This is a genomic window from Pseudomonas sp. JL23, from assembly GCF_056933585.1.
Genome location: NZ_CM167795.1, coordinates 2,697,411 through 2,718,733, shown reverse-complemented (window position 1 = coordinate 2,718,733; position 21,323 = coordinate 2,697,411). Strand labels below are relative to the sequence as shown.

General features: G+C 59.7%; 26 protein-coding genes and 1 pseudogene. 8 read left to right on the top strand and 19 right to left on the bottom strand.

The features are described from left to right. Positions 1-104: 104 nt before the first annotated feature. Positions 105-1,022, bottom strand: coding sequence for a LysR family transcriptional regulator (locus AC1Z24_RS12765; protein WP_483745943.1), 918 nt, complete (start codon positions 1,020-1,022; stop codon positions 105-107). Positions 1,023-1,153: 131 nt separating this feature from the next. Between AC1Z24_RS12765 and AC1Z24_RS12760 the strand changes: the two genes are divergently transcribed. After that, complete coding sequence (locus AC1Z24_RS12760) at positions 1,154-1,558, top strand: RidA family protein (protein WP_483745942.1); 405 nt, start codon at positions 1,154-1,156, stop codon at positions 1,556-1,558. A gap of 3 nt (positions 1,559-1,561) precedes the next feature. Here AC1Z24_RS12760 and AC1Z24_RS12755 read toward each other — a convergent pair whose 3' ends face one another. Then, a complete protein-coding gene (locus tag AC1Z24_RS12755) occupies positions 1,562-2,455 on the bottom strand; it encodes a LysR family transcriptional regulator (protein WP_483745941.1) in 894 nt (297 codons plus the stop codon). A gap of 100 nt (positions 2,456-2,555) precedes the next feature. Between AC1Z24_RS12755 and AC1Z24_RS12750 the strand changes: the two genes are divergently transcribed. Continuing rightward, positions 2,556-2,996 (top strand): GFA family protein, encoded by a 441-nt coding sequence (locus AC1Z24_RS12750; protein ID WP_483745940.1) that lies wholly within the window; start codon positions 2,556-2,558, stop codon positions 2,994-2,996. 23 nt (positions 2,997-3,019) lie between these two features. Continuing rightward, entirely contained in the window at positions 3,020-3,472 is a 453-nt protein-coding gene (locus AC1Z24_RS12745; RefSeq protein ID WP_483745939.1) for a GFA family protein, read from the top strand. On the opposite strand, the gene AC1Z24_RS12740 is transcribed toward AC1Z24_RS12745, so the two are convergent. Together AC1Z24_RS12740 and AC1Z24_RS12735 are read right to left on the bottom strand one after the other, a co-directional pair. Next, positions 3,464-3,772, bottom strand: coding sequence for a DUF7693 family protein (locus tag AC1Z24_RS12740; protein WP_483745938.1), 309 nt, complete (start codon positions 3,770-3,772; stop codon positions 3,464-3,466). The two genes, AC1Z24_RS12745 and AC1Z24_RS12740, sit on opposite strands and share 9 nt — an antisense overlap. Positions 3,773-3,889: 117 nt before the next feature. Further along, positions 3,890-4,330: a hotdog fold domain-containing protein gene (locus AC1Z24_RS12735; protein ID WP_483745937.1), complete on the bottom strand. Its 441-nt coding sequence runs from the start codon at positions 4,328-4,330 to the stop codon at positions 3,890-3,892. Between the two features lie 144 nt (positions 4,331-4,474). On the opposite strand from AC1Z24_RS12735, the gene AC1Z24_RS12730 reads away from it, so the two are divergent. Then, complete coding sequence (locus tag AC1Z24_RS12730; protein ID WP_483745936.1) at positions 4,475-5,092, top strand: TetR/AcrR family transcriptional regulator; 618 nt, start codon at positions 4,475-4,477, stop codon at positions 5,090-5,092. A gap of 29 nt (positions 5,093-5,121) precedes the next feature. Here the strand turns inward: AC1Z24_RS12730 and AC1Z24_RS12725 are convergent, their stop codons facing one another. From AC1Z24_RS12725 to AC1Z24_RS12695, 7 genes are all read right to left on the bottom strand, one after another. Beyond that, positions 5,122-6,441, bottom strand: a complete 1,320-nt coding sequence (locus AC1Z24_RS12725; protein ID WP_483746605.1) for an OprD family porin — start codon at positions 6,439-6,441, stop codon at positions 5,122-5,124. A 192-nt stretch (positions 6,442-6,633) separates the two neighbouring features. After that, complete coding sequence (locus tag AC1Z24_RS12720; protein ID WP_483745935.1) at positions 6,634-7,467, bottom strand: phosphodiesterase; 834 nt, start codon at positions 7,465-7,467, stop codon at positions 6,634-6,636. A 25-nt stretch (positions 7,468-7,492) separates the two neighbouring features. Continuing rightward, positions 7,493-8,524 (bottom strand): ABC transporter ATP-binding protein, encoded by a 1,032-nt coding sequence (locus AC1Z24_RS12715; RefSeq protein WP_483745934.1) that lies wholly within the window; start codon positions 8,522-8,524, stop codon positions 7,493-7,495. Next, positions 8,521-9,315, bottom strand: coding sequence for an ABC transporter permease (locus AC1Z24_RS12710; RefSeq protein ID WP_483745933.1), 795 nt, complete (start codon positions 9,313-9,315; stop codon positions 8,521-8,523). The genes AC1Z24_RS12715 and AC1Z24_RS12710 overlap by 4 nt, the downstream gene beginning before the upstream one ends. Continuing rightward, positions 9,312-10,181: an ABC transporter permease gene (locus tag AC1Z24_RS12705; protein ID WP_483745932.1), complete on the bottom strand. Its 870-nt coding sequence runs from the start codon at positions 10,179-10,181 to the stop codon at positions 9,312-9,314. Before AC1Z24_RS12705 ends, AC1Z24_RS12710 begins: the two co-directional genes overlap by 4 nt. Beyond that, positions 10,182-11,186 carry an ABC transporter substrate-binding protein gene (locus tag AC1Z24_RS12700; protein WP_483745931.1) on the bottom strand — a complete coding sequence of 335 codons (1,005 nt, stop codon included), beginning with the start codon at positions 11,184-11,186 and terminating at the stop codon, positions 10,182-10,184. Beyond that, the gene (locus AC1Z24_RS12695; protein WP_483745930.1) at positions 11,170-12,189 is read right to left on the bottom strand and encodes a LacI family DNA-binding transcriptional regulator; all 1,020 of its coding nucleotides are present in this window, start codon (positions 12,187-12,189) and stop codon (positions 11,170-11,172) included. Before AC1Z24_RS12695 ends, AC1Z24_RS12700 begins: the two co-directional genes overlap by 17 nt. Positions 12,190-12,437: 248 nt before the next feature. Between AC1Z24_RS12695 and AC1Z24_RS12690 the strand changes: the two genes are divergently transcribed. Next, positions 12,438-12,920: an N-acetyltransferase family protein gene (locus tag AC1Z24_RS12690; RefSeq protein ID WP_483745929.1), complete on the top strand. Its 483-nt coding sequence runs from the start codon at positions 12,438-12,440 to the stop codon at positions 12,918-12,920. A 230-nt stretch (positions 12,921-13,150) separates the two neighbouring features. On the opposite strand, the gene AC1Z24_RS12685 is transcribed toward AC1Z24_RS12690, so the two are convergent. From AC1Z24_RS12685 to AC1Z24_RS12665, 5 genes and pseudogenes are all read right to left on the bottom strand, one after another. Beyond that, positions 13,151-14,224 (bottom strand): ArsO family NAD(P)H-dependent flavin-containing monooxygenase, encoded by a 1,074-nt coding sequence (locus AC1Z24_RS12685; RefSeq protein WP_483745928.1) that lies wholly within the window; start codon positions 14,222-14,224, stop codon positions 13,151-13,153. A 35-nt stretch (positions 14,225-14,259) separates the two neighbouring features. Then, positions 14,260-14,682, bottom strand: coding sequence for an arsenate reductase (glutaredoxin) (arsC, locus tag AC1Z24_RS12680; protein ID WP_483745927.1), 423 nt, complete (start codon positions 14,680-14,682; stop codon positions 14,260-14,262). Between the two features lie 27 nt (positions 14,683-14,709). After that, a complete protein-coding gene (gene arsH / locus AC1Z24_RS12675) occupies positions 14,710-15,423 on the bottom strand; it encodes an arsenical resistance protein ArsH (RefSeq protein ID WP_483745926.1) in 714 nt (237 codons plus the stop codon). A gap of 46 nt (positions 15,424-15,469) precedes the next feature. Next, on the bottom strand, positions 15,470-15,940 hold the full coding sequence (locus tag AC1Z24_RS12670) for an arsenate reductase ArsC (protein WP_483745925.1): 471 nt from the start codon (positions 15,938-15,940) through the stop codon (positions 15,470-15,472). Positions 15,941-15,973: 33 nt separating this feature from the next. Then, a pseudogene (locus AC1Z24_RS12665) lies at positions 15,974-16,123 on the bottom strand (MFS transporter); the annotation flags it as partial. A 136-nt stretch (positions 16,124-16,259) separates the two neighbouring features. Between AC1Z24_RS12665 and AC1Z24_RS12660 the strand changes: the two are divergent. Together AC1Z24_RS12660 and AC1Z24_RS12655 are read left to right on the top strand one after the other, a co-directional pair. Next, on the top strand, positions 16,260-16,757 hold the full coding sequence (locus AC1Z24_RS12660; RefSeq protein ID WP_483745924.1) for a MarR family winged helix-turn-helix transcriptional regulator: 498 nt from the start codon (positions 16,260-16,262) through the stop codon (positions 16,755-16,757). A 49-nt stretch (positions 16,758-16,806) separates the two neighbouring features. Next, positions 16,807-17,364 (top strand): arsinothricin resistance N-acetyltransferase ArsN1 family A, encoded by a 558-nt coding sequence (locus AC1Z24_RS12655; RefSeq protein ID WP_483745923.1) that lies wholly within the window; start codon positions 16,807-16,809, stop codon positions 17,362-17,364. A 301-nt stretch (positions 17,365-17,665) separates the two neighbouring features. On the opposite strand, the gene AC1Z24_RS12650 is transcribed toward AC1Z24_RS12655, so the two are convergent. Next, positions 17,666-19,102 carry an amidase gene (locus AC1Z24_RS12650; RefSeq protein ID WP_483745922.1) on the bottom strand — a complete coding sequence of 479 codons (1,437 nt, stop codon included), beginning with the start codon at positions 19,100-19,102 and terminating at the stop codon, positions 17,666-17,668. A 101-nt stretch (positions 19,103-19,203) separates the two neighbouring features. On the opposite strand from AC1Z24_RS12650, the gene AC1Z24_RS12645 reads away from it, so the two are divergent. Next, positions 19,204-19,782 (top strand): TetR/AcrR family transcriptional regulator, encoded by a 579-nt coding sequence (locus AC1Z24_RS12645; RefSeq protein WP_483745921.1) that lies wholly within the window; start codon positions 19,204-19,206, stop codon positions 19,780-19,782. 3 nt (positions 19,783-19,785) lie between these two features. Here the strand turns inward: AC1Z24_RS12645 and AC1Z24_RS12640 are convergent, their stop codons facing one another. Together AC1Z24_RS12640 and ureG are read right to left on the bottom strand one after the other, a co-directional pair. Next, positions 19,786-20,649, bottom strand: a complete 864-nt coding sequence (locus tag AC1Z24_RS12640; RefSeq protein WP_483745920.1) for an urease accessory protein UreD — start codon at positions 20,647-20,649, stop codon at positions 19,786-19,788. Then, on the bottom strand, positions 20,646-21,299 hold the full coding sequence (ureG, locus tag AC1Z24_RS12635; protein ID WP_483745919.1) for an urease accessory protein UreG: 654 nt from the start codon (positions 21,297-21,299) through the stop codon (positions 20,646-20,648). Before ureG ends, AC1Z24_RS12640 begins: the two co-directional genes overlap by 4 nt. Positions 21,300-21,323 lie beyond the last annotated feature (24 nt).

Below are 21,323 nucleotides of genomic sequence, written 5' to 3'. Positions count from 1 at the left end.
GGAAGACCATCTGCCAGGCGATAGCAACGTATCGTTCGTGCCTATGCCTTCCCGGCTAAAGCCGGTCCCACAAAGCCCCATTCCAATCAACTGGCCGGATGGTACTAAATCCCTGTCACCGGCCCATGCACCGCCATCAACCCGGCAACCCATTCAATAAACACCCGCAGCTTGAGGCTGATATGCCGATTGGGTGGAAACGCCACATACAGCGGCATCGACTCAAGTTGCCAGTCCTCGAACAACGCCACCAATTCACCCCGCGCCAGATGCTCCCGGGCCATGTAATCCGGCAGCCAGAGCACGCCCATCCCGGCCAGGCCGGCGGCCAGGTAGGCGTTGCCATCGTCCACCGCCAGTACGTGTCGCCCGTGGATATTCAGGCTTTCGCCATTGCGCTGCATGGCATAGGGCAGCGCCTTGCCGGTGCGGGCCCAGAGGTAGCCGACGATGCGGTGGTGGGAGTCTTCCAGTTCGCGAGGATGCAGAGGCGTACCGGCCCGTTCTAGATAACTCGGTGCGGCATACACGCCCAGTTGCAGGTCGCCGATGCGCCGGGCCATCAGTGACTGGTCGGTGATTTCCCCGCCGCGCACCACGCAATCGACGTTCTCGCCGATCAGATCGACCTTGCGGTCGCTGACGCCCATATCCAGTTGGATATCCGGGTAACGGGCATGAAATTCCGGCAGCGCCGGCATCAGGATCATCCGCGCCAGGGGGCTGGGTACATCGACTCGCAAACGGCCTCGAGGCAGCGCGGCGGCAGCGGACAGGCTGGTCTCGGCGTCGTCCAGATCGGCCATCAGCCGCACTACCCGCTCGTAGTAAACGGCACCATCGGCGGTGACATTGACCTTGCGCGTGGTGCGATTGAGCAGGCGCACCCGCAGGCGCGCTTCCAGTTGCTGCACCAGTTGCGTCACCGTGGTCTTGCTCATGTGCAGGGTGGCGGCGGCCTTGGTGAAACTGCCGGTCTCAACGACCCTGGCGAACGCCTGCATTGCATCAAAACGATCCATTCCGGCCTCGATTGTTTGGGATTTACAAACAGTGATGGCTACAGTTGCTCGTTTATCCCGTCCAGGCAAGCCCCTAAAGTTGCTCCATCGTTAATTGCGGACCGCAACCGGCCCGCCAATGGAGGCAGCACATGACTCATCGCGACGTGGTTTTTCCACCGGGGCGCCAGGCCTTGTACGAGCGCAATCGCTATTCACCGGCGATCCGCAGCAATGGCTTTCTGTTCGTATCCGGGCAAGTGGGCAGCCGCGAGGACGGCTCGCCGGAGCCGGATCTTAGCCGGCAGGTACGCCTGGCATTCAGCAACCTCAACGCCATCCTCGCCGAGGCCGGCGGCAGCTTTGATGACGTGATCGATGTCACGGTCTTTATCGTCGACCCGCAGACCCGCTTCGAGCAGATCTGGGCCGTGGTACAGGAGTTCTGGGGCGAGGCGCCACACCCCACCGTGACCGCGGTGGGCGTGACCTGGCTGTATGGCTTTGACTTCGAAATCAAGGTCATTGCCAAGTTACCGGAAGCCGATAAAGACTGATCATCAGGAGCCGCTGAGAAACCGGCTCAAGGACTGCGCCAGAGCATCGAACACCAGGGCGATACGGCGCACACGGCGCACGTCCTGATGCATCGCGATCCACACATCCACGGCAAAATCGACCTGATCCGGCAATACCCGGACCAGGTTATGAAGCTGCGCAAACTGCCTGGAACACACGCCAATCCCCAGCCCGGCCCGCAGCGCAGCGAACTGGGCCAGATGGTCGTCGGTGCGGATCAGCGTCTGCTGCGCCGCACAGGCGAACCCTTGCTGGCCAAGAAATTCGATCTCCTTGAGATTGCGGTCCGGGCCGATCAGCGGATAGCGGCGCAGGTCCTCGACATCCCCTGGCACGCCATAGTGCTCAAGCAAATCGGCGGTGGCGTACAGGCCCACCTGCAAATCGCCGAGATGACGTGCCACCACTGCGGCTTCGGTGGGGCGACGAATGCGTATCGCCACATCAGCCTCCTGCAATGCCAGAGCCTCGAGACGATTTGAAACGCTGAGTTCAAGGGCCAGTTTCGGGTGCTGGCGACGAATATCGCGCAACATCGACGGCAGCACTTCGATACCCATCAAGCGACCGCAGGTGATACGCACGGTGCCGCCCGGCACACTGGCCTCAGCCGACGCCGCGCGGGTAAAGGCCTCGGCGGCCAGGGCCATGGACTCGACATGGCTGATCAACTCCCGGGCCATATCGGTGGGCAGCAAACCGGCGGGCGAACGAATGAACAGGCTGACCCCGACACTCTGCTCCAGCGTCTCAATGCGGCGGCGGGCAGTCGCCTGGGCGATACCGAGCAGACGCGCCGCCCCGGAAAGGCTGCCGGTACGCAGCACGGCGAGAAACGCCCGCTGGGTTTCCCATTGCAATTGAGGGGGGGTCATACATTTCCTATGAGCCGGTAAGCTGTTTCAGGCAATTTTAATCCAACCGAAACTGTCCCATGCTTTGCCGCACTTGCACAGCCACCGAGGAATACTCGCCATGACATTGACCGGCACATGCCGTTGCGCCGCCATCACCTACAGCCTGAGCAGCGACGCTCCCATCGCGGTCTATGCCTGCCACTGCACTGACTGCCAGACATGGAGCGGCAGCAGCTTTGCCCTGCACAGCCTGCTGCCCGAAGGCGCCCTGACGCTCAGCGGCCCACTGACCGAATACGCCTATGAAGAAAACGGCCAGCACGCTCGCCATTACCTGTGCGGCACCTGCCATACGCGGATCTACAACACCACTTCGGCAGCGCCGGGCCTATGGGTGTTGCGCGCAGCTACGCTGGACAACAGCCCGCAACTGACGCCCATGGCGCATATCTGGACCCGGCACAAACAACCCTGGCTAAACCTGCCCCAGGATATTCCGAGCTGGCCGCAAAGCCCGACGCCGCAAGCCTTTATGCAGGCCCTGGCTGCCACCCGTTGAAATCCCGTTGAAATGAGGTGTTTATGAGCGACATAGCGACTATTCAGGGTACTTGCCGTTGCGGCCAGGTGACCTTTGCCCTCAGCGCCCGGCCGGTGGTGACCATGGCCTGCCATTGCGTGGGCTGCCAGAAAATGTCCGCCAGCGCCTTTTCCCTCAGCGCCCTGTTCCCCGCCGAGAACTTCAGGGTGACCCAAGGCGAGCCGGTAATCGGCGGACTGCACGGAGAGGCTCGCCACTACTTCTGCCCGCACTGCATGAGCTGGCTGTTTACCCGCCCTGCCGGCGTCGGTGCCTTCATCAATGTGCGCAGCACCCTGCTCGACCATCCGGAGCAATACGCACCGCTGATGGAGACCTGGAGCGCAGAGAAGCTGCCCTGGGTGACGACCGGAGCGACCCGCAGCTTCCCCGGCTTGCCTGACCCGCTGGATTATCCAGGGCTGATGGAAGAGTACGCCCGGCGCTCAGCGTGACAGCAGCAGCCGCTCCAGCTGCGCCCGTTCCCATACGCTTAGAAAGCTCAACGGATCGGTACCGAATCGCGGCCAGGCCTGCATCTGGCTCGCCACTCGCCCGTCGGCGGCCCGGCACTCGGTGCAGTGATCGAGGCCGCCGCCGTCAAGCCCCAGCAGCAACTGCCAGCCATCGATATTGATGCTCAATGTGCCGTTGCTGGTTGCGCTGCGGCTGCGTAATTGGCGCACGCCCAGGGCAAGTTCCTTGAGCAGTTGATAGACCTCGCGGGCGGTCAGGTCGGGTGGTGGGTTATTCATGGGTAGCGGCTTTCCTGTGGGACCGGCTTCAGCCGGGAAGACAATATGCCAAGCGCTGGAAATACGTCGATCATACCCGAGCCTTCCCGGCTGAAGCCGGTCCCACAACCCGCTCTATCACCCCAACTTCACATTCATGGTAATCCGCGCCGTAAACACCTTCACCCCGCCCTCATCGAAGATATCCACCGGCACCACCTGGTCGCCGCCGCTGGCCCAGTCGATCGCGCTGCCATCGGCCACAGCGCGGATATCGCTCTTGGCCTTGGCCAGGTATTCCACGGTCATGCCCTTGGGAATCCATTTGGCTGCGGCCGGGATCGACACGTCGGTCATCACCCCGCCCGCCAGTTCGGCAGCGTTGCACAGGGCAATCGCATGAACCGATGCCAGGTGGTTGGCGATCTCCTTGCGAAATGGCACCAGTACCACCGCATGCCCAGGGCTCAGCTCACTGATTTCGGGGTTGATGGTGCTGAAATACGGCGCCACCTGGCAGGCCATTTTGCTGAACGCTGCGGGACCTGCGCTGTTGAACAACTCAAGAAACTGACTCATGGGGATGCCCTCTTGTTTTGATGATTTCAATTTACAGAGTATTATTCTGTTACGGAACAATATTCTTTTTTCGAAAAAACTGTCAAGCTGCCCTGCCACGGTTTTTCCCCAACCGGTAAGATTTGCATTTTTTGGTCAGTGTCCATGCCCTCATCCGACCTGCTTGAACGCACCTATCCCGGAAGACGCAGCGAGCTCAAACGCAGCATCCTGCGTACGGCGCTGTCCTGCTTCAACGCAGCGGGCATCGAAGCCACCACCATCGAAGTCATCCGCGCCGAATGCGAGACCAGCGTGGGTGCCATCTACCATCATTTCGGCAACAAGGAAGGCCTGGTTGCCGCGCTGTTCTTCGCGGCACTGGACGATCAAGCGGCGCTGCGCAACAGCTACCTGGAACAGGCACAGAGCGCCGAAGCCGGGGTACTGGCGTTGGTGCACAGCTATGTCGATTGGGTCGACGGCCAGCCAGAGTGGGCGCGGTTCATCCTGCAAGGACGTTTCGCCGTGGCCAGCGGACCGTTCAAGGAAGAACTGGGCGAACGCAACAAACAGCGCAACAAGACACTGTTTGACTGGATGCGCGCAGAGGGGCGCAGCGAGCAGTTCAGCCATATTCCTGCCGAACTGCTGCTGTCGCTGATCATCGGCCAGGCGGAAAACTACTGCCGGGCGTGGCTGTCCCAGCGGGTCAAGAACAGCCCTGCGCACTATCGGGACATGTTGGGCAAGGCGGCGTGGCGTTCGATCAGCATGGACTGAGGTTACTTATCGAACGCAACATAAGCACCTTACATCAACGGAATTGTATAACTCACGATCAGGCGATTCTGGTCCTGGTCGCGGGCGATATCACTTCGCGACATCCCGTTGCGCCAGCCAAAACCGACGTTCTTCAATGCCCCGCTCTGGATCACATAGTCCAGAGCGATATCGCGCTCCCATTCGCCTGCGTCCTTGCCGCCGGCAGTCTGAATATTGTCGCCCTTGAGGTACATCACCGAGGCTTTCAGGCCTGGAACACCCAGGGCCGCGAAGTCGTAGGCATACTGGGCGAATGCGGTCCGCTCACCCGCCTGGATGAAGGTCTGAATGGTGCGGTCGGTGTAAAGATAGAGGCTGGCACCCGCCTCGCCTTTACCGACCAGGCCACCCTGATTGAGTTGCGCAAAGTTGCTGTCATCGGAGACGCGTTGATAACCAGCGGTAATTGCATGGCCACCCAACGAATAAATGAACGCAGCGCTCCAGGTATCGTTGTCGACTTCACCGCTACCACCTTTGGTGTACCCCCCGAACTTGTAACCCTCGGTGCGACCGGCCGCACTGCTGTTCTTGCCATCGGACGTGGTCTTGAAATAACGCAGATCGGTTTTCAACGAACCGTATTCACCGAGCGGCAACACATGCAGCAAACCGGCGAAGTGCTGCTGATAATAGTCTTCGAGATTGGCGTAGTAATACTGAACGGTCAGGTCCTTGCTCAGTTTGTAATCACCACCGGCAAAGGTAAATTTATTACTTTCCTGGGTGCCACCCGCAACGGCCAGCCCCGCGCGATCAGTGGAAGCACGCCCGGTGGCATGTTCAAGTTGGCCGGCAGTGATGGTCAAGTTATCGATTTCATTACTGGTAACTTGCCCGCCCTCGAAAATTTGAGGTAACAGACGACCATCATTGGCGACCAGAATCGGCAACTTCGGTTGTAAGGTGCCATAACGCAGTTCTGTCTTCGAGAAACGCATCTTGGCGGTCGCCCCCATACGAGCCGATTGGTCCGCAGCCTTGTCGCCGTCATTGGGGAACATGGAACCGCCGACATGGCGACCCGCGCCGCTGTCGAGCTTCAACCCCAGCAGGCCAATAGCATCCAGGCCAAATCCCACGGTGCCGTCGGTAAACCCGGATTGATAATTGAGCATAAACGCCTGCCCCCACTCTTCGGTCTTCGAAGGGACGGCGGCGCCGTCGCGGTTATCATTATTGAAGTAGAAGTTGCGCAGAGTCAGATTGGCTTTGCTGTCGTTAAGGAAATCAGCAGAGGCCAATGGACTCATGGCAATACTCAGACTACCGGTCAAAAAACTTAATACTTGAAACGTGGCTTTCATCGGGACGAACTCCAGCGCAGAACCTATGTTCCGGGCACTAAAAAAAGACAACAGGAAGCACTCGGCCAATCAGATGATTGACCAAGGCATTAACGGATATTCAATAAAACCTTCAACGCTATGCAACGAATACGATGGGTTAAAACCTCCGAAGAACTTCGTCAAAAAATGCCTTGAACAATCCGTGGGTCATCAGTCGATCAAGCCATGAGCATCGTAAAACGGATAGGGTCCGGGATACTCACCAAATACGGCGTTATGGGTCACCAGCCCCTGCTGCGCTTGCCAGCGATGCAGCAGATACCCGGCCGGTTCCAGATTGAAATGCGCCGGGGCGGTGTGTTGCAGATCCAGCACGATTTGATGTGAGGTACCGGGGCACACGCAACTCAAGCTGCCACCGAAACGGCGCTGCATCGGTCGGTGCAAATGCCCGCACAGCAAGCGTTCCACCTGGGGATGACGAGCGATGACTTGTTCCAGCGCCGATGCATTGATGAACGACTCGCGGTCCATATGACCGATACCGCTTATAAACGGCGGGTGATGCAGAACCAATAACGTCGGTACATCGGGACGATGCGCCAGTTGCTTATCGAGCCACAGCAATTGTCTGTCCAGCAACTGACCGCCGTGAGCGCCAGGGATGGTGGTATCCAGACCGATCAGGCGCACCGGATGCTCATCAACCACCCAATCCAGAGGTGCATCGGCCGAGATCGGCAGGTAAGCATGATCGGCAAATGCCGTCAGTAAATGCTGGCGATTGTCATGATTGCCGGGCACGAGGTAATAAGGCATGTGCAGACGCGCCAACTCAGGTTGCAGCACGGCATATTCATCGGGACGACCGAAGTCCACCAGGTCGCCACTGATGACCACGATGTCGGGACGCGGATGACTGGCATTCAAATGATCGACAGCACGGCGCAATGCACCCAGGGTGTCGACGACGCCATAAGTCAGTCTTTGACCGGCTTTAAGGTGCAGATCGCTGATCTGCGCAATGAGAAACGGAATGTCCAAAATAAGTTCTCTGAAAACAAACACATCACGACTGTAGGGTGAACAGCACTTGCGGCGCGATGGCCAGGGCAATCAGCGCGCCAGGCGCGTGAATGACGCCGTCGGTACTGTCTACCAACAGCGGCTGTTGGGCCCCCACATCCACCAACAGGCGACTTTGGGCGCCCTGAAAAAACTGCCCCACCAGACGCCCGCGCAGATGCCCCTGGTTGTCCATCACCCGCAGATGCTCAGGGCGGCAATACACTGTGGCGGGCAGCTCGGCGCCGCTCCACGGCAATTCGCCACCGCTGACTTTCAAGCCATGGGACGTGCGCTCGATCACCGGAAAAGCATTGAGATTGCCTACGAAACCGGCGACGAAAGCGTTGGCCGGCTGCTGATAAATTTCCCGCGGGCTGGCCAATTGCGCGACCTGCCCATGCTCCAGGACCAGGATGCGATCCCCCAGTGCCATGGCTTCGCCCTGATCGTGGGTGACGAACACGGCGGTGATTCCCAAACCACGCAGCAATTGATCCAGCTCGCTGCGCAAGCGTTCACGCAACTGAGCATCCAGCGCCGCCAAGGGTTCGTCGAGCAGTAAAACCCTGGGTCGAGGGGCCAGCGCACGAGCCAGTGCAACCCGCTGACGCTGACCGCCGGACAACTCGTGAATACTACGTTTGCCGTGCTCCTGGAGGCCGACCAGCTCCAACAACTCTGAGCAACGCTTGTTGCGTTCGGCGGGTGAAAGACCGCGAATCTTCAGGCCGTAAACAATGTTGCCGGCTACGTCCAGGTTCGGAAACAGTGCGTAATTCTGAAAGACCATGCCCACGTCGCGACGCTCAATGGGCAGGCGTGTGACGTCACTGTCGCCAAAGAATATCCGACCTGCGTCCGGGCGTTCCAGACCGGCGATCAGGCGCAAGGTGGTGGTTTTACCGCAACCGGACGGGCCGAGAATCGCCAGGGTTTCCCCGGCCTCGATGGTCAGGTTCAGATCATGTACCGCAACGGTGCCGTCAGAGAACGCCTTGCGGCATCCCTCCAGGCGAATGGTGGTGCCGGTCATCGACTCTCTCCACGGGAAAGACGGACGCTGATGGCCTGCAACGCAATGAGCAGTGGCACGATCATCAACAGGAATATGAGGGTGTAGGCGCTGGCAACTTCCAGCCTGGCCGAGGCATAACTGTCGGCCAAGCCTACCGGCAATGTCTTGGTCATCGGGGTGTGGAGCATCCAGGTCAGGTTGAACTCACCCAACGACAGGGTGACGACCATCAGCACTCCGGCGAGAATCCCTGCCCGGCAGTTGGGCACCACCACACTGAAGAACCGCCGGATCGGCCCGGCGCCAAGGCTGGCCGCCGCCTCTTCCAGTGTCGGCAGGTGCTGGCGTTGCATCACGGCCATCACCGGACGCACCAGAAATGGCAGCGTGAACAGCACATGGCCGACGAGGATGAATAACCAGCTGCTGCGAAACGCACCGAACTGACCATAGGTGAGCAGCAACGCCAAAGCGCTGGCCAGCCCTGGCATCGCCACGGGCAACACCATCAGCTCTTCAAACGCGCGGCTGAAGCGATTGTTCATCCGCACCAACGCGTAAGCCGCCGGTACGCCAATTACGCAGACACATAACGCACAAGCCGCGGCCAGTTGCAGGGACAGCCAGACGGTTGGCGAATAAGCCTGCCAAACCTGTATCAGCCAGTCGAATGTGAGCCCGCTGGACAGGCCCGTGAAGTAATTGCGCGTCAGCCCGGCCAGCAACGACATCAGCACGGGCACCAACATGAAAGCGCAAATCAGCAAGGTAAAAACCAGTTGCCCGACAAACAGCGTTGAGCGTTTCACAAGACAGTCCCCGAGTGTTTGACCAGCCGCCGGGCCAACAACAGCATGGCCCAGGTCACCGCCCCCAACACCACCGACAGCGCAGCAGCCACGGCGAAGTTGGCGTAATTGGTGAACACGTTGTAGATCGCCACTGGCGTCACATTCAGTCGGGTGCCCAAGGTGAAGGCCGTACCGAATGCGCCCATGGATGTGGCGAAACAGATCGCCCCACATGAGACCAATGCCGGCGCCAGGCCAGGTACGATGACATCGCAGACCACTCGCCAATGCCCCGCCCCCAGCGAGTGAGCGGCTTCTTCCAGACTCACGTCCAGGCTCTCGCAGGCGGCCATCACAGTGAGAATCACCCGCGGAATCGAGAAGTACAGATAACCGATGAACAATCCCGTCAGCGAGTAGGCAAAAACCCAGCGCTGCCCCGTCGGCTCAAGGCCAAGCCGGACGAACAAGCCCTGACGACCGGCCAGCAGAATCACCAGAAAACCGACCACCACACCGGGAAACGCCAACGGGAAGGTCAACAAGGCGACCAGTGCCGAGCGGCCGAAGAAGCGTTGACGAGCCAGAAATACGCCACTGATACCGCCCACCAGCAGTGCGGCAAGGGTCACCACGAGAGCAAGCATGCAAGTCTGCGCCAGACTGCCCAGGTATTGCGCGCTGCCCAGCACCTGCCAATAGCCGCTGTCGCTACCGTCGCGTCCTTGCCCACCCAGCAGGATCAGATGCGCCAGCGGTAATAGCCAGAATGCGAACAGCACCGCTGCTGCCGGCGCCAGCGCCCAGGCGGCAGTCGGCCGCAAGCGCGTTGCAATGGTTCGCCCCGAGCGGACTTGCCGAGCATTAACTACCGAGGCCGTCACTTACTTGACCTCACTCAGATAACGCGCGGAGAAGGCTTCCTGCACCGCAGCCATATGTTGGTAATCAACGACCCCGGCACGGGCATAGTCACTGTCCGGCAGGAATTGCGCGGCAACGTCAGCAGGCATCTTCATCGCCCGCACGGGGCGAAGGTACGCCTTGGCCCACAACGCCTGGCCTTGATCGGACAAAACGAAATCCAGCACCTTCTCGGCGTTGGCGCGATGCGGGGCGTTGCCGACCACGCTCATCACGTAAGGCACGCTGATACTGCCCTCCTTGGGAATCACGAACGCGACGTTAGCCTGGTCCTTGTAACGCGCCCGATAGGCGTTGAAGTCGTAATCGACCAGAATCGGCAACTCTCCGGACAGTACCCGCGCATAAGCCGTCTGCTTGGGCACGATGGGCGAGTTTTTCGCCAGTTTCTGGAAGTAATTGATGGCGGGTGAAAAGTTATCCAGGGTGCCACCCATCGCCTGATTGATGGCCACCGCAGAGACGTACCCCACGAAAGCGCTGGAGGGATCAAGATAACCGACCATGCCTTTATATTCGGGCTTGAGCAGGTCGGCCCAGCTTTGTGGAATCGGCAAGCCACCCAGCGCATCGACGTTAACCATGATGCCAAGGGTGCCGGAGTGAATCGCAAACCAGTGACCTTCAGGGTCCTTCAAGCCAGCTGGAATCTGGTCCCAGCCTTTGGGTTTATAAGTGCCGACCACCCCGGATTTTTGCGCCTGCAAACCGAACGTCACGCCGTAATACACCACGTCAGCCACCGGCGCGGCCTGCTCGGCCACCAACTGCGCCAATGACTGGCCGGAATTCTTGTTGTCCAGCGGGACCTGCACGCCGGTGGTGTCGGCAATCGCCTTGAGCTGCGTGCCCCAATCCGCCCACTCCGGCGGGCAGTTGTAGCAAATCGCCGTTTCGGCGGCGTGTGCCAGGCTGGCAAGGCCGCATAGCAGAAGCGCCGCCAGGGTTTTACTGAAGCGGATCATCAAGCATCTCCTCGTAGGGTTGGGTACTTTCGCCCGGCCGGATATGGCAAGGCAGAGAATGGGAAGCCGGTGCGGCGCCAGCGATCTGCGCCAGCAGTTGATCGATCACGGTGCTGGCCAGCGCCGCGATGGGTTGAACGACGCTGCACAGCGTCGGGTGCATTTGTGTACCAAGGGCGATGCCGTCAAAGCCAATGACCGAGAGTTGCCGTGGCACATTCCAGCCATTGCGCCGCAGTTCCGCGATCAGACTGATCGCCAGCAAGTCGTTGGAACAGACCAGCGCACTGGGTGCCTGTGGACTGTGCAATAACGGCTCGATTGCGGCGAAGTCTGCCTGGGTATGGGCGGGCATCTCGATCACCGGCAGACTCTCGAGGCCGGCCCCACGCATCGCGTCGCAATAACCGGCGTAACGCAGGCGAGAACGGTCTGATTGCAAGGCCGGACCGGCAACCATGCCGATCTTCGAGTGTCCCGCTTCCAGCAGATAACGGGTGGCAAGCTCCATGGCCGCGCGATTGTTCACCGACACGGCGCTGTAGCCCGGATTGTCGGGCTGGTGATAGGCCAGTACGAAAGGCGTGTCTTCGCTGGCAAGGCTTTGCAGCACGCGGCTGCTGTCGGCATCCGTCACGGTCAGAACCAGACCATCCACCCTCTGGCGCAACAGCTCCTCGACCACCGCGCTTTCACGCTCGCTGTTGTAATCAGTGGTTGCCAATAACAGGTTGTAACCGTGCACGCGTGCAGCCTGCTCCATCGCCTGAAATTGCTCGGCAAACACTGGGTTGAGCAGATTGGGCACCACCACACCGATCAGGTTGGTGGTTTGCAAGCGCAACTGGCGGCCGAGGCGATTAGGTCGGAAACCCAGCTCACGCGCAGCGGCGAATACTTGCTCCCGGGTGGCCGGACGCACAACTTCGGGGGAAGCAAACGTTCGCGCGGCGGTCGCCCGCGAAACACCTGCCAGCCGTGCAACCTCTTTCAAATCAGTCATGTTCACTCGCTTGAGATCGATCTCATTGGCGAGCACATTACTCAGCAGGCATGGCATTTCCGAGATGAATAGATGACGTTTAGATGTCAGAAACGACAGTTATAGCCTCAACAGCAGGGTTTATTCCGGAACTGCGTGCCTGACACCTGCTGCCGTCAGGGATGTCTGACTTCGACGGTAAAACCAAACTGGGAACCACCTGTCAGGCTCTCTATACTGGCCGCTCAGGATGCCAGTCAGAGCGAAATATGCCCGTCACCTCCAATCAAAACTCCCCTGTTGTTTTGGTCCCGGCTCAACAAAGCGACTTGGACAATCTTGTCGCCATTCGAATTGAGGCCATGCGCGAAAGTCTGGAGCGTGTTGGGCGATTTGATCCAGTGCGTGCGCGCGAGCGGTTTCTTAGCGGTTTTGAAGCCCACAACACACACTACATCGAGGTCGCTGGAGAGAGGGTTGGTTTTGTAGTGGTCAAGCATCACCGCAATGAGCTACTGCTCGACCACTTGTACGTGAGACCGAGCGCGCAAGGATCAGGAATAGGCTCTGCTGTTCTCACGCAGATTTGCGAAGAGGCAGACGCGGCTGCGCTGCCCATTAGAGTTGGCGCGCTCAAGGAAAGCGCTTCGAATCGCTTTTATAGTCGTCATGGCTTCCAATTCGTCGGAAGCAATGAGTTCGACAATTATTATGTTCGTCAGAACGTTCCGCCGGTTGGCCCGGCTGGTTAGTTGGGAAATTGCGCCCCACCTGACCAACTGATTGCCTTCGCACTGACATGGCATGCATAACGTCAAACCCATATCCCCAGTAATAAGCTTGAGCATTTTTTGTGCGTTGCTTGCGGGGCAAACTCTTCCCGCGCCGATGGCGACGCCACGCGTAGCAAGTTAGCGTTTTCTTCACTTCGGGTGCCGGTCAACTTTGTCGTCTTGTCGATGCTCATCTGGCGCCTTCATGCTCAAACCATCGAGGAAATATAGCCTTGAACCTGCTTGACCACATCACGAGCAGTTCGGGTTACGCCGATCAAGGTGGCCGAAGCAAGGCCCGTCCACTCCCCATATCCCACCAGCCACAGATTGGGCAATACAACACTCCGGTTTTCGGTTACCGCAACTTTGTTGTCCAGTCCCACGAGCCCTAGGCTGATCAGATGGTCAAGGGCCGCAGAGAATCCCGTGCACCAGATGACGGCATCCACCCTTGTCTCGTTGCCCGATGGCCACAACACACCTGCTGGCGTGAAACCTGTGAATGGGCGTACCGAGGTCAATTCCCCTCGCTCGCGCGCCTCTCTTACTGATGGCACCATAACGATGTCTCCCAGCCCGCCCTCCGGCTGAGGGGGTTCAAGGCCTTCTTGCTGAGCCTTCAACCGAGCGGTGGCTCGTTCGAACAGTGCACGGCCATCAACCTCGTCCGGAAGAAACCTGGGCGCTTCTTGAGTCACCCAAGTCGCCTGAGACACTTTTGAAACCTCAGCGTAAATTTGAGCACCCGAGTTGCCGCCGCCGACGACAAGTACGGTCTTTCCTTCGAAAGCATCCGGCCCAACGTAATGCGCGGAATGGATCTGCTGACCTTTAAACATCTCATGCCCTGGATAGGCTGGAATGAATGGGCGGCTCCAAGTGCCTGTTGCACTGACGACCGCTTTGGCGTCCCAGTAACTATCCCCAAAGACCACGCGCAATCCGCCTTCAATACTCTCGACACGAGTTACTCGCGTGGCGCGGATAATGGGGAAGTCATATCGACGCTCGTACTGAGTCAGATAGTCGACAACGTCGTCTCGCCCAGGTGTGCCTTCGGCTACAGCTGGCATCGGCCAGCCAGCAATTGAGCTCCAAGCAGACGGTGAGAAAAGCCGAAGCGAATCCCATCCGTGCTGCCAGGCGCCTCCTGGTGCGGACTCTGCATCCAGTAATACGTAGGACAGCCCCGATCGCTTCAGAAAGTACGCAACGGTAAGCGCGGATTGGCCACCGCCAATGACTACCACATCAACTTTCGAATTTTGGCTCACCGTCATGCCTCTTACATTTGCTGCGCAACGCCAGCGTGGACTCAGACTTTACGGCCATGCTCATCAACGACGATTTGCCCGTCCTCTTTAACGAAACTGCCGCGTTGCTCGTGTGGGAGCAAGTCGAGGACGACCTCAGAAGGGCGACACAGGCGTATCCCTAATGGAGTCACGACAATGGGACGGTTGATCAGGATGGGATGAGCCATCATGGCGTCGACGAGCCGCTCATCGGCGAGTGACGTATCGCCCAGCCCAAGCGCCTCATAGGGCGTGCCTTTGATACGAAGGAGAGCTCGTACCTCTATGCCCATATCCTTGATCAGCCTGACCAGGGTCGCGCGATCAGGCGGGGTTTTCAGGTACTCAATCACCGTTGGCTCTTCCCCGCTATTGCGGATCAATGCCAAGGTATTGCGGGAAGTACCGCAATCCGGGTTGTGATAAATCGTGATCTGGCTCATATCGAGATGTCTCGCTATTGGGATGCTTCAGATGGATCGCTGATTGACGCGCTTGGAAAGCTCTTCACCGGACTCTTTTCGCTCGGAGTAACGATCGACCAGATAGTCCTGGCGATCGCGCAATAGCAGCGTGAACTTCACCAGTTCCTCCATCACGTCGACCAGGCGGTCGTAATAGGCGGAAGGTTTCATCCGGTCTGCCGAGTCGAATTCTGTAAACGCCTTGGCTACCGAGGACTGGTTCGGGATGGTGAACATCCGCATCCATCGGCCTAGCACGCGCAATTGATTGACCACATTGAACGACTGCGAGCCGCCGCAGACCTGCATTGCAGCAAGGGTTTTTCCCTGGGTTGGCCGCACAGCACCCATCGCCAGCGGAACCCAGTCGATCTGAGCCTTGAACACCGCACTCATGGCGCCATGTCGCTCAGGGGAACACCACACTTGTCCTTCCGACCATTGCATGAGCTCGCGCAGTTCCGCGACTTTGGGATGGGTATCGGGAGCATCATCCGGCAGTGGTAGGCCCGAGGGGTCGAAGATCTTTATCTCAGCGCCGAACTGCTCCAGAAGGCGTGCAGCCTCCTGGGTTACCAACCGGCTAAAAGAACGCTCTCGTGTCGACCCATACAGAAGAAGAATTCGAGGTTTATGAAGAGAGGGCGTGCGAGGCGTCAGCTGCTCCAGTGAAGGAATGTCGATCAGATCGCTATGTACGTTCGGCAATGTGTCTTGCATAACAACTCCTACGAATGTGCCAGGTAGGCACATCCTTGATTGCACGTCAAAGCGAACCGATGCGGCTCAGTTCAGCTTTGAGCTGGTCGGCGCGCAGGTTTTTCAGTGGCAGCGCAAGAAGCGCGCTGACGCGCTCGCGAATCTTGGCGAGAGTGGCTTCAAAAGCCGCCGTGATCTCGGCCTCCGACCCGGAGGCTTCCGATGGATCAGCCAAACCCCAATGGGCCTTCAAGGCTGGCCCGAAAAAGATAGGGCACGCCTCACCGGCAGCCCGGTCACAAACGGTTATCACGATGTCTGGAGGTGAGCCTTCAAAAGCATCCGACGCTTTACTGCTCAACCCTGCTGTTGAAATGCCCGCAGCCTCCAGCGTTTTCAGTGCCTGCTGGTTCACCCGACCACTTGGAAAGCTTCCTGAGCTAACCGCTTCTACTCCCTCTGGGGCCAAGTGGTTGAACAACGCTTCGGAGAGGATGCTGCGGCAGCTGTTGTGGGTACACATGAACAAGACTTTCATCAGTAGATTCCTTAAATTCCGAAGCTAAGGCGCAATCGACCAGCCCGTGTCTCTTGCGATGGGTGCGGCGAGAACAGCAGGCAGGTAGTAGGTCGAACCCCAGGCAAGGATCTGAGTGATACCCATAGCGCAAACGAGCCTTTTGCGGTTGACCACGGGCAGTGACGACTCGGGAAGATTCACTTGCTGAACTCGTTTATAGTTGGTAGTAACAACAAATTAGCGCGATGAATTTCCTGCCGTCAACCAGCGCAGGGTTGCTTGACGATTTAGCACCGCCACGCTTACTGTTGCAGCTAACAACAAATTTGTGACGATTATGCCGAAGCAGAAAAAAAACCAGTTGGCTGAAGACGCTGAGGATTTGTACGAGGCGCTGAATCAACTCGTCCGCGTCTACCAGTTTCGAGACAGAGACCGAATTTGTTGCTACGACGTTTCAGTCACCCAATGCTACGCGGTCGAAACCCTGGTCAAGAAAGGAGCCCAACGGCTTCAGGTCTTGGCTGAAGAGATGTTTTTAGACAAAAGTACAACAAGCCGCGTGATCGATACGCTCGAACGTAAGGGATACGTGTCACGCGTTGAAGATGACGAAGATCGTCGTGCAGTGAAGATCCAGGCCACCGACGCTGGCAGGGAGCTGTACGAAAAAATTAGGGGCGACCTCATTGCCGAAGAGAGAGCAATGATCGAGAACCTTTCACCCGAGGCCCGGCAAGGGGCCTTAGCCCTGCTCAGACAGATCACACGAGCGACTCAAAAGCGCTGCGGTCTCATCAATGAGGCCTGCTCAGATACCACGCAGTCGAGTTAGAACTTTTTTTGATTAAAATGTTGTTAGTACCAACATATTGGAACCTATTATGCGCATCCGTCCCGCTGAGCCAATTGACGCAACCTCGATAGCCGCCATTTACAACCAAGGGATCGAAGAACGAAGCTCCACGTTCGAAACGACCCTACGCAATCCAGATGACATGCTTGAACGGCTCCAACCTGGTGGCCGTTACCCTGTACTGGTAATGCTTGATGAGAATGATCAGGTAGTCGGATGGGCGAGCCTTAGCGAGTATCGCAATCGAGCCTGCTATGACGGCATCGCTGACTTTTCGATTTACATGAGTCGTGAGGTTCGGGGCCAGGGGCTTGGTAAAAACCTGCTGCAAGCACTGCTCAAAGAGGCGGAAGCTCGCGGAGTCTGGAAAGTCCTTTCCCGCATATTCACCTCCAACCACGCCAGTCTCGCCCTGTGTGAAGCGTCCGGTTTCCGCCAAGTGGGGGTCTACGAGAAACATGCCTGTCTTGAGGGCCGCTGGATCGACTGCGCGATTGTCGAACGACTTTTCCCTGCGAACCAAATACCTGGCGTTACACCGATCACTACAATGAGGACTGAGAAAGGTGGACTCAGTGGTTGCTGAGGTACTTTGTCGCGCCTTACCCCTTGTTCATTTGGGCTAACTAGAGCAAATCGGCCACCCCCGGCCTTACTGGTCAAATCGAATGCAATTGACTGGTCAAATCCATGCAGTTACGCACTAGCTTGGTGTGATGCATCTCGACGTGCGTTTTAAACACTCGGTGACGGGCCCGGACAACCCAGTCCCGCCAAAACGTTCTTTCAGGGGCTCAACAGGCGTCGAACTGACGCCTTCGCGGGCGGCTCGCTCCTGCACATCATTCCATTACCGGCATGGACATCGCGCCTGAGAGCAAAACCCGTCAACCCCTCCCCGCCCACACTTGCGGGCGTCGCCCCGCCCAGGGCAAGGCACTTTCCAGCTGCGTGGCCAGGCTCAGCAACATTCCTTCGGCCCCGAACCCGCCCATGAACTGCATGCCGATTGGCAGCCCGCTCTGTGGATCCTGCGCCAGCGGTACGGACATGGCCGGGGCGCCAATTACATTGGCCAAGGCGGTAAAGGGCGACTGTTCGAAGACCCGGTTCATCCAGCCACGGCCATCCAGATGTTCCTGGCCTTCGTTGTAGACACCGATAAGCGGCGCCAGGCCTGGCAGGGTCGGTGACAGCAGCACGTCGTATTGCTCGCAGAACCGGCCCATGTGCCGGGTAACGATATTGCGTTCGAACAAGGCGCCCAACAGTTCGGTGGCGCGCAAGCTTTTGCCCTGGCGATACAGGGCCAGGGTGGCGGGTTCCAGATACTCGGTGTCGATACTGCGCCCCGTGGCAGCGGCAATGGCATCGATCCAGGCGGCGGTGTTGGAAGACCAGAAGCGCCCGTTCAACTCAACGAAGGCTTCCCAGCTCAGGCCGATGTCGGGCCGGACTTCCTCGACCCGATGCCCCAGTGCCTCCAATTGCCTGGCAGTGTGCTGCAAAGCCTGCTCCACCGCCGGGTGCAGGGCCTGGCCATTGAGCGGGCGGCTTTGCAGGGCGATGCGCAGGGAGCCCGGCGCGTGCGTCGCCGCAGCGGCAAAACTGCGCTCCGGCACGGCAATGCGGAATGGATCGCCGCTGGCCGGGCCATGGATGGCATCGAGCAAGGCGGCGCTGTCACGCACCGAGCGGGTCAGCACGCCATGCACCGCCAGACCGCTCCACACCTCGTCCACCTCTGGGCCCATGGGCACGCGGCCCCGGCTGGGCTTGAGGCCGAACAGCCCGCACAGCGACGCCGGCACACGGATCGAGCCGCCGCCATCGGTCGCATGGGCCACCGGTACCAGCCCCGCCGCCACCGCAGCACCCGAACCACCACTGGAGCCACCGGCGCTGCGCTGGGTATCCCAAGGGTTGCGGGTGGGTCCGCACAGACGGCTTTCGGTGGTGGTGCTGGCGGCGAACTCCGGGGTCGTGGTCCGGCCCAACGGCAGCAAGCCCACGCGGCGCAGGCGTGTCATCAGTTCCGAATCTGCTTCGGCTGTGCAACCTTGGGCCAAGGCGCTGCCCAGCTCGTTACGGCGTCCGGCTGCGCTGATCCCCAGGTCCTTGATCAACACCGGCACGCCCCGCAGCGGCCCTTGCGCCGCCGCTGGCTCATCCGCCCAGGTCTCGACCAGGGCATTGATCTGCGGGTTGATCGCCTCGATGGCCTGCAAGGCCGCGTTGCGCACCTCTGCCGAGCTGACCTGCTGCTCATGGATAAGACGGGCCAGGCCCACGGCGTCTTGCTCAGCGTATTCGGACAGGTACATGACAGTCTCCAAATCGGTATGATGAATACTCTTCGGTATCGAACGATACCGATAAGTACCATGCGATACTATACGGTATCACTGTCAAGTGGAGAGTGTTCATGCGTCCGGACCGGACCCCGCAATTGCCGCCCCGTGAGCGTATCGTCGACGCCGCCCAGGCGCTGTTTCTCGAACAGGGCATCAGCCGGGTGAGCGTCGATGCCATTGCCGCCCTGGCTGCCTCGACCAAGATGACCGTCTACCGGCACTTCGAAAACAAGGATGCGCTGGTGCTGGAATGGCTGGAGCGCCTGACCGAAAGCTACAGCGATGTGCTCGATCAGTTGGCGCAGCAGCACCCCGAGTCTCCCCGCGAGCAGTTGCTGGGCTTTCTCGGTTTTATCGTCGCTGATCTGCAGCGGTCGGGTTATCGCGGCTGCCCGTTCACCAATACCCTGGCCGAGCTGCCGGAGGCCGACCATCCGGCCCGGGCGCTGATCCAGGCCCACAAGCAGCGCCAGTTCGCCCGTCTGCATGACCTTTGCGCCAAACTGGGCCTGCACGCACCCGAGCAGGTGGCCGAAGAGCTGACCCTGCTGATGGAAGGCGCCCAGGTGGTGGCGCAGAACAAGGGTATCGAACAGGTCGGCGTGCGCCTGACGCGCATGGTCCGGCAGCGCCTGGATGCAACCGCCTGAGCGTTATTTGCGCCGGGGCCGTGGGCATATGCCGGTGGACCACTGACGCACGCTGGCCCAGCCCTGATGTAAGGCCTGGCGCAGGGCCACGGCGTCTTCGGCCAGTACCCGCAGGCCCACCCCGGCGTCATTGGGCAAGGCGCTGACACCGAGGTAGCAGCCGTTAAGCTCGTGAGTATCAGCGCGTAACCGCGTGACGATTTCCTCGACCGGCAGGCCCTGGCCGATCAGCATCAGGTTGCCCCAGGCCCGATAAGGCCCCGAGACGCCGAGCTGCCCGGCCTGCCACTGCCCTCCTTCGACCCTCAGGCGATCGGCGACCAGCACCTCGCCGTCCGCTGTCTGCACCCGGACATCGCTGCGGTACTCGCTGAATACGCCCTCGCGTCCACCGGGGGCATGGCTGCAAAAGGCATCGCACAGCAGCAGGCGGCCGCCCTCCTGCAAGGACGCGTCAACGCGGTTGTGCAATCGCGACCGGGGAAACAGGATGGTCGCCATGGGCAAGTATTCGAGCCAAGCGCCAGCCCCCACGGCAAGGCTGACCCGCTGCTGCGCCGACGCCTCATCCATGCTGTGGGCCACCGTCGCCGCGCCACTGGCGACGTGGGCCATGCAACCCGGCCCGGCGCTGATGCTCAGGTGCAGGCGCTCCCCGGCAAATACCCCGCCGGAGCAGGACTGCAGATAGGCCGCCGCCATTTGCACCGGATCATCCGGCAGGCGCAACTGCCGCCCCAAGTGAAAGGGATAACCGACCTGCTGCCGGGCGATATAGCTGCGCCCGTCCGGAGCACGCTGGAACGCCAGCAGTGCCTGCGGCTTGTCGTTGAGGTTCGCGGAGTCAATCGGGGCGATGGCGTTCATGGGCGGTCGAACAGCACGGCCTGGCTGATGGCGTCGACCACGGCATCGACGCCCTCCCCGGTGGCACAGTTGGTGAACAGCACCGGCCGGCCGCCGCGGGCCAGCGCCGACTCTTCGCGCATGCGCGCCAGATCGACGCCGACATGAGGCGCCAGGTCATATTTGTTGATCACCAGCAGGTCGCAACCGAGCACGCCGGGCCCGCGTTTACGTGGGATATCGTCGCCCCCCGCGACGTCGATCACGAAAATCCAGTAATCCACCAGGTCCAGGGAAAAGGTCGACGCCAGGTTGTCGCCGCCGGACTCGATCAGCACCAGGTCGAGGCGCTCGAAACGGCTCTCCAGTTCATCGGCCATTTGCAGGTTCAGGGTCGGGTCTTCGCGAATCGCCGTGTGAGGGCAGGCGCCGGTTTCCACGGCGCGTACCCGCTGCGGATCGATCAGGCCGCTGCGCTGGATGCGCTCGGCGTCCTCCCGGGTGGCCAGGTCATTGGTGATTACCGCCAGTTCGGTGCCACGGGCGATAAACCGCGGGATCAGTTGTTCCAGCAGGCGGGTCTTGCCCGAGCCCACCGGGCCGCCGATGCCGACCCGGGCGGCACCGGGATGTACGTCAGATACAGGGGTTGCCAGTGCGATTGCAGTCATGTCCGGTTCTCCAAAACAGGGGGT

What these genes read in the sequence shown, in the direction of transcription:
- AC1Z24_RS12700 (WP_483745931.1), bottom strand. Translation starts at nt 11,186, where the DNA reads ATGATCCGCTTCAGTAAAACCCTGGCGGCGCTTCTGCTATGCGGCCTT.
- AC1Z24_RS12730 (WP_483745936.1), top strand. Translation starts at nt 4,475, where the DNA reads ATGCCCTCATCCGACCTGCTTGAACGCACCTATCCCGGAAGACGCAGC.
- AC1Z24_RS12645 (WP_483745921.1), top strand. Translation starts at nt 19,204, where the DNA reads ATGCGTCCGGACCGGACCCCGCAATTGCCGCCCCGTGAGCGTATCGTC.
- AC1Z24_RS12670 (WP_483745925.1), bottom strand. Translation starts at nt 15,940, where the DNA reads ATGAAAGTCTTGTTCATGTGTACCCACAACAGCTGCCGCAGCATCCTC.
- AC1Z24_RS12715 (WP_483745934.1), bottom strand. Translation starts at nt 8,524, where the DNA reads ATGACCGGCACCACCATTCGCCTGGAGGGATGCCGCAAGGCGTTCTCT.
- AC1Z24_RS12750 (WP_483745940.1), top strand. Translation starts at nt 2,556, where the DNA reads ATGACATTGACCGGCACATGCCGTTGCGCCGCCATCACCTACAGCCTG.
- AC1Z24_RS12655 (WP_483745923.1), top strand. Translation starts at nt 16,807, where the DNA reads ATGCGCATCCGTCCCGCTGAGCCAATTGACGCAACCTCGATAGCCGCC.
- AC1Z24_RS12745 (WP_483745939.1), top strand. Translation starts at nt 3,020, where the DNA reads ATGAGCGACATAGCGACTATTCAGGGTACTTGCCGTTGCGGCCAGGTG.
- AC1Z24_RS12755 (WP_483745941.1), bottom strand. Translation starts at nt 2,455, where the DNA reads ATGACCCCCCCTCAATTGCAATGGGAAACCCAGCGGGCGTTTCTCGCC.
- AC1Z24_RS12695 (WP_483745930.1), bottom strand. Translation starts at nt 12,189, where the DNA reads ATGACTGATTTGAAAGAGGTTGCACGGCTGGCAGGTGTTTCGCGGGCG.
- AC1Z24_RS12735 (WP_483745937.1), bottom strand. Translation starts at nt 4,330, where the DNA reads ATGAGTCAGTTTCTTGAGTTGTTCAACAGCGCAGGTCCCGCAGCGTTC.
- AC1Z24_RS12740 (WP_483745938.1), bottom strand. Translation starts at nt 3,772, where the DNA reads ATGAATAACCCACCACCCGACCTGACCGCCCGCGAGGTCTATCAACTG.
- AC1Z24_RS12650 (WP_483745922.1), bottom strand. Translation starts at nt 19,102, where the DNA reads ATGTACCTGTCCGAATACGCTGAGCAAGACGCCGTGGGCCTGGCCCGT.
- arsH (WP_483745926.1), bottom strand. Translation starts at nt 15,423, where the DNA reads ATGCAAGACACATTGCCGAACGTACATAGCGATCTGATCGACATTCCT.
- ureG (WP_483745919.1), bottom strand. Translation starts at nt 21,299, where the DNA reads ATGACTGCAATCGCACTGGCAACCCCTGTATCTGACGTACATCCCGGT.
- AC1Z24_RS12725 (WP_483746605.1), bottom strand. Translation starts at nt 6,441, where the DNA reads ATGAAAGCCACGTTTCAAGTATTAAGTTTTTTGACCGGTAGTCTGAGT.
- AC1Z24_RS12765 (WP_483745943.1), bottom strand. Translation starts at nt 1,022, where the DNA reads ATGGATCGTTTTGATGCAATGCAGGCGTTCGCCAGGGTCGTTGAGACC.
- AC1Z24_RS12690 (WP_483745929.1), top strand. Translation starts at nt 12,438, where the DNA reads ATGCCCGTCACCTCCAATCAAAACTCCCCTGTTGTTTTGGTCCCGGCT.
- AC1Z24_RS12660 (WP_483745924.1), top strand. Translation starts at nt 16,260, where the DNA reads ATGCCGAAGCAGAAAAAAAACCAGTTGGCTGAAGACGCTGAGGATTTG.
- AC1Z24_RS12760 (WP_483745942.1), top strand. Translation starts at nt 1,154, where the DNA reads ATGACTCATCGCGACGTGGTTTTTCCACCGGGGCGCCAGGCCTTGTAC.
- arsC (WP_483745927.1), bottom strand. Translation starts at nt 14,682, where the DNA reads ATGAGCCAGATCACGATTTATCACAACCCGGATTGCGGTACTTCCCGC.
- AC1Z24_RS12685 (WP_483745928.1), bottom strand. Translation starts at nt 14,224, where the DNA reads ATGACGGTGAGCCAAAATTCGAAAGTTGATGTGGTAGTCATTGGCGGT.
- AC1Z24_RS12640 (WP_483745920.1), bottom strand. Translation starts at nt 20,649, where the DNA reads ATGAACGCCATCGCCCCGATTGACTCCGCGAACCTCAACGACAAGCCG.